Annotated in this window: 1 protein-coding gene; it reads right to left on the bottom strand. The window is 43.9% G+C overall.

Annotated elements, in window-relative coordinates; translation table 11 throughout:
- On the bottom strand, positions 1–586 hold a 586-nt coding region (locus tag KIV40_RS33460), incomplete at its 3' end, for an HlyD family secretion protein (RefSeq protein WP_285353718.1).
- Positions 587–654: the final 68 nt, after the last annotated feature.

The following is a 654-nucleotide window of genomic DNA, read 5'->3' as shown; positions in this document are numbered from 1 at the left end:
CTTTGAAATAGCCTTCAATCCAGAAGCTGTCTTCATCAATCAATGCCACTACTGGCGTGTTGGCTACAACTTGAGAACCTGCACGTAGATTCAAGTTAGTAATGTAGCCATTTGTTGGCGCATAAACCTTGGTAAACTTTAGGTTCAATTGGGCTTCTTCTACATTTGCTTTCGCTAACTCTACATTGGCAGCAGACGTTTCAACCGCATTGCTCAAATTGTTGAGCGTTAGAATCGGCACAGCACCGGGCGTGCGCTTTTGCAGGTTAACAGCACGTTGCTCTTCATTTTTCGCTTTCGCCAATAGTGCAAGCGCTTGTTTTTGCGTTGCTAGGGCTTTGTGGTAAGCGGCTTTATAAATACTCGGGTCAATTTCAAAGAGCAAGTCACCTTTTGATACGTGAGAGTTGTCATCAACGTGGACTTGAATGACTTGTCCGGTAACACGAGGCGTTATAGATACGATATAAGCACTGACCTGACCATCCCTTGTCCAAGGGTTACTTGTATAAGATTGATAGTAGGTATAAGCGACCGTTCCTGCGGCACCCAGCAGCAATAAGGAGATGAGATAACGTTTAATCATTTGAGATGCCTTATAAGATGGGGATGAATAGACCAATCGCGCCTGAAAACAATACGATTAGGCAAATT

The sequence above is a fragment of the Vibrio sp. D173a genome (genome assembly GCF_030248475.1).
This window is presented reverse-complemented; position numbering and strand designations above follow the sequence as displayed.